Consider the following 6,781-nt stretch of genomic DNA (forward strand, 5'->3'; position numbering starts at 1 on the left):
ATTTCATTATAATATATTGACATTGGATTAATAGATTTAATCTTATCAATATGCTTAATTAGTTCACGAACTAACATTCCTAGAATTTCTTTTATTGACTTCATTTCTTATTGTCCTAAGTGTTTTTCTAATGATTTAATTAAGTCCTGTTCCGCGCCCTGTCTTTGGCCGTGCCCTCTATCTCTGCCCATCTTGGATGTTACCTCTATTCTCTTCTGAACACTTTGTCTTAGCTCTTTTAACGGAATCTGTAGTTCTTCTTTCGAATATTTCCCCAAATCTTGCACTCTGGGCAAAGTACCATGCACTTTTCCAGTAGCATCTAAGCTTGGTAATGCTTTTGTTCTTAGCGATATTCTACTTAACGATGAAACTTTCAGTTTTCCCCCAATCCACTCCATCGGATTACCAGTGATCATTGGCGGTTTAATCCTTCCATTGTTATCAACCTCATACGTAATCCCTGTCTCGGAGTCAGTATAGGTAAGTGGATTAAAAAGACGATATACCCACTCTATGGGATTATAGATAGGAGCATAGATTTGCTCGCCCACCAGAGGCATTAACTCAAGGGTGTTCTTCTTTTTCTTAGGATCATCTTGGTCATCTTGATCATCATCCTCTCCCATCGCCGCACGCAACTTCGCCCAGCCCAACAACGCCTGCTTGTCCTGTAGGCTGCTGAAGTGCGCCACAAACCGCCCATCCGGGTCGATGAACCTTATCGGGTTGTCGAACGCATAGTTATACGGCGAATGCCTTCTCATCTGTTCAGCCAGCGGGTCAACCGTATTCCACCTCCCTATCACCGGGTCGTACAGCCTCGCGCCGTAGTCGTACTGCCTTCCGCGGATTTTTCGCGTTCCCGCCGTTTTCCTTACAGCCGGATTTCCGCTTGCTCAAAGAACGTCTACACCCCAAAGATAGGTTTTTGGCGGATTCGTCGGCCACTGTTTTTACTGCTTTTTGGGTTCGTGCTTTTAGGGTTAGCCGTCCGTCGCAGCAAAGGTAGCCTTCGAATGACGGGCAGTAAAGGGCTTTCGCGGCATAAATGCTCGCTGCGCTCCGCTTTATTCCACGGTCCCTTGACAGCCCGCCCTTCTCCCGCTTTCGGTGGCTTAACGGAAAGCAACCCCGGAAGTGTGCCTGCTTGGACGCCGGAAAGGCAGCCCCCGCTGCGGGTGGACGGGCTTCGGTTGCGGGATGGCCATGTGCGGCACGTCCTTCCGCAGCGGGGCTTCAAAGGGGTTTGGGGATTGGAAGATTCCCCAATGGATACGTGCCATGCTGCCGCAGGCCAAAGCTCTTCTACTTCATCGATATGGCCGTCAGGGACAACAAGGCCAAACAGGCTTATGCACAGTAACGAAAAAGCCCGGCGCAAATGGCCGGGCTTGATAGGTCATCCTGACTTAGTGATTACAGATATTATTTTTTGCGCAACCTAATCATCTGCCCACCCGGATAATCCAGTTCAAAGGTGTAATTTTTACCCGGAATAGGCTTCAATTTACCCTTATACGGTTTTTTGTCGGTATTATATATGTGCAGTATCATATATGCCTGCTCTAACCACTCCTTACCTATCTCAATTTCGTAGTTTAAGACTTTCTGATTTCCCCGGGTCGTATATTCGTTATACTCAAACTTCAATAATAGTTTGATGCTGTCATCCAGAGACAACAGATGGTCCCGGTCATTTTTAGCCAACGACAAAGCGCCTGGGTGATAGGATATCGGCACTGATTTTACGCCTGTGCCCGAGTCAAGTATCACAATCTCCGGCCGGTAGATGGTTTTAACAATATCGCCGTCTATAGTGATTATAAAGTCACTCCCCTTACTTCCCTCTCTATCTTGGGCCAAGAGCGCTATATGGCTCAACACGACCAACATAAGCAAGATTATCCTTCTTTCCATTGTTAGTTTCTCAATATACGTATCACTGTTTTACTTCTTAGTTCTATGACCGGATTGGTGTTCCTATCATAAATGGCTATACCATTGGGCCGATTGGGTATATTTAGTGTCCCATTTGGACCAATAGTGACACTTCCGGACTGAAGAGTGCCTAATGGCCCCACAATGATATTGGTGCCGAACTGGCTAAATGTGCTCCGGTCCGTGTTTGATGGCAGACTGGCCGATTGAGGGAATACCATTGAGCCAACTTGCTGAACAGTGGTGGGGTGGGAATGGATAGATGCTTCGGCTTGCCCATAACCTCCCGGCAAGCTTGGCAAAGTAGCATTTGCCGTCTGCACCCCATTTGCCGAGACCACAGGCAGCGGCCCTGTTTTTCCCCTGACTACTTTACCGTCACCTAACACAATAGACGACTCTTCTCGTAAACCGCCATTTGCTGTAGTTCTATTCAGAACATTCAGACTTTCGGTTAATGCGGCATCACTTGGCAACTCTACTGCCGAATTTAGTGTACTGACATCGGTAGTTCCTCCGCCTTTATCTGTTTTCGAAACGGCTTTTGCTTCGTATCCACCCTACCAAGTACATCTTTTCTGATTAACTGAGTGCCCGTAGCTTTACGCCCAAAATAATATTGGTTATGAAAGAGCGGAGAGAATACATGTTCACCCTTGTCCGCCAATGGCGCGAGAGTGGTTTGACCCGGAATGAATTCTGCATGCAGCATGGTGTCAGTTTAAGTAAGTTCAGTTACTGGATTGCCCGCTGGAAAGAAGACCAGCCCGGCGGTGGCGACGGTTTTATCCCGATGGGTCGGCCCAGGACTGCAGGCCATCCTGTTTTATCGGTTATTTATCCCAATGGTGTACGGCTGGAAGTACCGTCTGCCGACTTGGGGTTATTGTCCAGGTTGATTGCCCTTGCCTGATGTTCAGCCTTGGTTCATCGCACCGTTATTACCTGTACGGCGGCCATTGCGACATGCGGAAAAGTTTTGACGGGCTTTGTGGGCTGGTGTCCACAGGGCTTGGTCGAGGGGCTACGGGCGGGGATGTATTTGTGTTCCTGAACCGCCGGCGCACACACATGAAACTGCTTCACTGGGAGCACGGCGGGTTCGTGCTGTATTATAAAAGGCTGGAGGGTGGTACTTTTCCATTACCGAAGCACAGCGGGGCGGGCGGTGAGATCGACTGGAGCGAGCTGGTGCTGATGGTAGAGGGGATCGTTGTGGAGAAGAGCCGGCGCCGACACCGCTTTTTACTTAAAAAAGTGGGCTGAAACAGCCATAAACATTGTTTTTTGCTTGTGTGACCTATTGGTTATTCGTATCTTTATGCCATGCAAGCGGCACTGGAAAACCTATCTAAAGAAGACCTTTTACGGGTTGTTTCCGACCGTGATAAAGCCCTGGCCGACCGTGATGAAAAGATAGATTCCCTTACCAGCGAACGTGACCGTTTAAAGGCCCAGGTGGAGATGCTGCGCCGGATGCAGTTCGGCCAGAGCCGCGAACGCTTTGAGGGCGACCCTAACCAGACATCCCTGCCATTCGATGTGGAACCCGCTGCGGCAGAGCAGCAGGGGGAAGAGATAAGGCAAAAGATCGAATATGTACGCAAGCGTCCCAACCACAAAGGGCGTGCGAAACTACCTGAGCACCTTCCTGTCGTGGAAATCGAGATCCATCCCGGAGGCGACCTGTCGGATATGGTATGCATCGGCAGGGAAATCACCGAGGAACTGGAGTGCGAGCCAGCGAAGTTCTATATCAACCGGTATATCCGCTACAAGTATGCCGCTAAGAACGGTGAAGGCGTAACGATTGCCGAACTTCCCGAGCGGGTCATCGACAAAGGTATCCCCGGCGCGGGCCTGCTGGCGATGATCCTGACCGGTAAATACGTGGACCACTTGCCGCTCTACCGCCAGAAACAGCGCTTCGCCAGGGAAAACATCCGGATACCTTCCTCCACCATCGAGGGCTGGACCAAAGAGGCGCTCATCAAACTGCACCCGCTGTATGAGCAGCTCATCTTCGACACGAAAGCAACAGGTTATTTACAGGTTGACGAGACCCCTATAAAAGTGCTGGACAGCGATAAGAAAGGTGCCGCCCACCAGGGATACTATTGGGTGTACCATGCCCCGCTGGACGAAACGGTACTGTTCGACTATAGCCCTACCCGTGGCGGCAGCGCGCCATTGCCCATATTGGGAAACTTCAAAGGCTATCTCCAAAGTGACGGGTATGCGGTATACCAAAAGTATGGCGAAAAGAAAGGAGTGACACACCTGGCCTGCTGGGCACACGCAAGAAGAGAGTTTGAGCGCGCTTTGGATAATGACAAAGCCAGAGCTGAAAAAGCGTTGCTCATGATCCAGCAGCTCTACACGGTGGAAAGGAAGGCCCGGGAAGAAGGACTGACCGCCGAACAGACCAAAGAACTCCGTCTGAAAGAATCCCTTCCGGTGATCAACGAGCTGGGCAAATGGATCTTTGAAGAGATCAAATCCACCCTGCCCAAGAGCCAGATCGGCAAGGCCATGGCTTATGCCTACGCTCGCTGGGATGCGTTATCCGCTTACCTGTATGACGGGAATCTGCAGATCGACAACAACCTTGTTGAGAATGCCATCAGGCCTGTCGCCCTCGGACGGAAAAACTACCTGTTCGCCGGATCCCACGAGGCTGCGCAGCGCGCGGCGATGATCTATTCGTTCTTCGCCATCTGCAAGAAGCACGAGGTAAACCCGTTCCAATGGTTGAAACACACATTGCAGAACATCATGTCCATCAACCATAAAAACTTAAAGGACCTCTATCCCCAGAACTATAAGGATATTGTTCAAAAATCAAACATGTAGTTAATAGGGCGGATACTTTGCTTCCTTATTATCGGTTACCACATACCTCTTGGTCATCGATGCCATCAGTACCAATCTTTTTTCCATTGATATCATAAAGGTCTCCGACAAACATCCCGTCAACATCGATAAACCGTATTGGATTATCAAAGGTATAACTGTACGGACTCCATCTCCTTGATACTTCAGACATGGGGTCTACGCTGCCGAAACGCCCAATGACCGGGTCATACCGCCTCGCGCCGTAATCGCACTACTGTATCATCCGATATTTTCATACTAAATATCCAACACCTCCTTTGTCTCAAAAGGATAGGCATAAAACCGCTTTCGCAGTTTGATTTTACTTTCCTCTAATGGCAAATCCATATTCGGAACAAGAAGGCTGGTTACGACAAACTCTTGGCCACTTTTTAATCGAATAACGGAATAATTATAATTATCCCACGGCATCCACTGATAAGTTATACCTGAAAGAGCGAACGACTTATTGCGCTCAATTAATTTAATGTCATCAAAACTGAAGTTATATTTCTTTCCTTTTACATTGATTGTAATGCTTTTCTCTAGAAGATTGCAATAAAATGCTCGTCCTTCATTTAACCAATAATAGGTCAGGTGAATGAGTAATTGAGGTATAAAAAATATAAGGAATGCAAAAAAGCATACCAAATTATACAATCTTATATCATGCAAACCAAACCGATATCTTAAATAATAAGTAAGTCCATAAAAGCATATTGCATAAATTAAAATTGGCCATCCATTTTTTATGTGATTGGCAAGAGAAATCTTATAGGTGTATGTCATCTTATCTTCTTAAATTTAGCCAATTGCTTATCAAAGTGCGGTAAAAGTGATCAAAACTTGAATGTACTTGAGGAGCAATGATGTCATATCCTTTTTCCAATACATATGTCTCAGCTCCTACGGTGACCGCTAATGGTCCTGCTCCTCTTATGAATCCTAACGACAACGAGATACCGCCGCCGGTAATTCGGTATCCAAATCGAGTTCCACTTATTTTTCCATTATAATAACTAAAACCATCAATAATTGCCGAAGACACTCCTGCTGCTGTCCCGATATTTGAAATGACGTTCCCGATTCGGCCAATAGCCGTCATCGGAGCTGTGACTGATGTCATAGCTTCGTTTCTAAATAAAGAAAGGTTACGTCCTGTTAAAAGATAATTACCATTTATACCTTTACGGTATCCTTGTTTGTATAAATTAGTACTCAGATATTTATCCCATGAATTGGCTCCTAATCCTGCAAATCCCAATCCAATCCCTATTTCACCTAGATAGAAGTTTTCTTCGCCTGAATTGTTTTTCTTTTCTCCCTTATCCTTATCATCCCCATCCTCCTCCCTGCCGGACAGTTCGTCCTCCCGGCTCTCCGTGTCTCCCATCGCCGCACGCAACTTCGCCCAGCCCAACAACGCCTGCTTGTCCTGTAGGCTGCTGAAGTGCGCCACAAACCGCCCGTCCGGGTCGATGAATCGAATCGGGTTGTCGAACGCATAGTTATACGGCGAATGCCTTCTCATCTGCTCCGCCAGCGGGTCAACCGCATTCCACCTTCCAATCACCGGGTCATAGAACCTTGCGCCGTAATCGTACATCTTCAGCTTATCCTGAAACTCCTTCCCGTTGTAAAGATAATGATTCTCCGGGCTTCCAGGTGCCTGGTTGGCAACATATTGCAGACCGAACGGGTAATAGTCCGTCCCGAAAGTCGCCGTCCCAGGCGCAGAACCGCGGAATCCCACCCGGTTGTTCCCCAGATGGTCCCGAAGGAAATATTCGTACACGTACGTGCTCCCGCTCTTCAGGATGCGCCCCTCAGGCATGTGGATGAGCTCTATGGCATTGTCCGCGTACTCAATACCGTCAACATAGTCACGCGCCTGGCCGTAGATGCCGTTCACGCTGCGCAGCTTCCGACCGTCCGCGTCATAGGTGTACGTGATGGTGCCCCCGGG

At 48.2% G+C, this 6,781-nt stretch carries 7 protein-coding genes and 3 pseudogenes; 4 read left to right on the plus strand and 6 right to left on the minus strand.

The features are described from left to right. Nucleotides 1-701: 701 nt before the first annotated feature. Nucleotides 702-842 (minus strand): annotated as a pseudogene (locus BM030_RS20555) (RHS repeat-associated core domain-containing protein); the annotation flags it as partial. Between the two features lie 177 nt (nt 843-1,019). On the opposite strand from BM030_RS20555, the gene BM030_RS19750 reads away from it, so the two are divergent. After that, nucleotides 1,020-1,448 carry a hypothetical protein gene (locus tag BM030_RS19750; protein WP_139215964.1) on the plus strand — a complete coding sequence of 143 codons (429 nt, stop codon included), beginning with the start codon at nt 1,020-1,022 and terminating at the stop codon, nt 1,446-1,448. Here BM030_RS19750 and BM030_RS19310 read toward each other — a convergent pair. Both BM030_RS19310 and BM030_RS20000 read right to left on the minus strand, forming a co-directional pair. Beyond that, nucleotides 1,429-1,920 (minus strand): hypothetical protein, encoded by a 492-nt coding sequence (locus BM030_RS19310; protein ID WP_090975245.1) that lies wholly within the window; start codon nt 1,918-1,920, stop codon nt 1,429-1,431. The two genes, BM030_RS19750 and BM030_RS19310, sit on opposite strands and share 20 nt — an antisense overlap. Nucleotides 1,921-1,922: 2 nt before the next feature. After that, nucleotides 1,923-2,417 (minus strand): MPN domain-containing protein, encoded by a 495-nt coding sequence (locus BM030_RS20000; RefSeq protein ID WP_170845846.1) that lies wholly within the window; start codon nt 2,415-2,417, stop codon nt 1,923-1,925. 149 nt (nt 2,418-2,566) lie between these two features. Between BM030_RS20000 and tnpA the strand changes: the two genes are divergently transcribed. The 3 genes and pseudogenes from tnpA to tnpC all read left to right on the plus strand — a co-directional run. Next, nucleotides 2,567-2,854, plus strand: a complete 288-nt coding sequence (gene tnpA, locus BM030_RS19315) for an IS66 family insertion sequence element accessory protein TnpA (RefSeq protein WP_090975246.1) — start codon at nt 2,567-2,569, stop codon at nt 2,852-2,854. Next, entirely contained in the window at nt 2,854-3,207 is a 354-nt protein-coding gene (gene tnpB, locus BM030_RS19320; RefSeq protein WP_090975247.1) for an IS66 family insertion sequence element accessory protein TnpB, read from the plus strand. The genes tnpA and tnpB overlap by 1 nt, the downstream gene beginning before the upstream one ends. A 180-nt stretch (nt 3,208-3,387) precedes the next feature. Beyond that, a pseudogene (gene tnpC / locus BM030_RS19325) lies at nt 3,388-4,794 on the plus strand (IS66 family transposase); the annotation flags it as partial. A gap of 28 nt (nt 4,795-4,822) precedes the next feature. Here tnpC and BM030_RS19330 read toward each other — a convergent pair. From BM030_RS19330 to BM030_RS19340, 3 genes and pseudogenes are all read right to left on the minus strand, one after another. Next, a pseudogene (locus BM030_RS19330) lies at nt 4,823-5,032 on the minus strand (RHS repeat-associated core domain-containing protein); the annotation flags it as partial. 41 nt (nt 5,033-5,073) lie between these two features. Continuing rightward, complete coding sequence (locus BM030_RS19335) at nt 5,074-5,604, minus strand: PH domain-containing protein (RefSeq protein ID WP_090975250.1); 531 nt, start codon at nt 5,602-5,604, stop codon at nt 5,074-5,076. A gap of 1 nt (nt 5,605) precedes the next feature. After that, a partial coding sequence (locus BM030_RS19340) for an RHS repeat-associated core domain-containing protein (protein WP_139215965.1) occupies nt 5,606-6,781 on the minus strand: 1,176 nt, incomplete at its 5' end.

The sequence above is a fragment of the Parapedobacter composti genome, from assembly GCF_900112315.1.
GTDB classification, from domain to species: Bacteria; Bacteroidota; Bacteroidia; order Sphingobacteriales; family Sphingobacteriaceae; genus Parapedobacter; species Parapedobacter composti.

Coding starts and splice junctions, on each gene's coding strand:
- tnpA (WP_090975246.1), top strand. CDS start 2,567: ATGAAAGAGCGGAGAGAATACATGTTCACCCTTGTCCGCCAATGGCGC.
- tnpB (WP_090975247.1), top strand. CDS start 2,854: ATGTTCAGCCTTGGTTCATCGCACCGTTATTACCTGTACGGCGGCCAT.
- BM030_RS19335 (WP_090975250.1), bottom strand. CDS start 5,604: ATGACATACACCTATAAGATTTCTCTTGCCAATCACATAAAAAATGGA.
- BM030_RS19750 (WP_139215964.1), top strand. CDS start 1,020: ATGACGGGCAGTAAAGGGCTTTCGCGGCATAAATGCTCGCTGCGCTCC.
- BM030_RS19310 (WP_090975245.1), bottom strand. CDS start 1,920: ATGGAAAGAAGGATAATCTTGCTTATGTTGGTCGTGTTGAGCCATATA.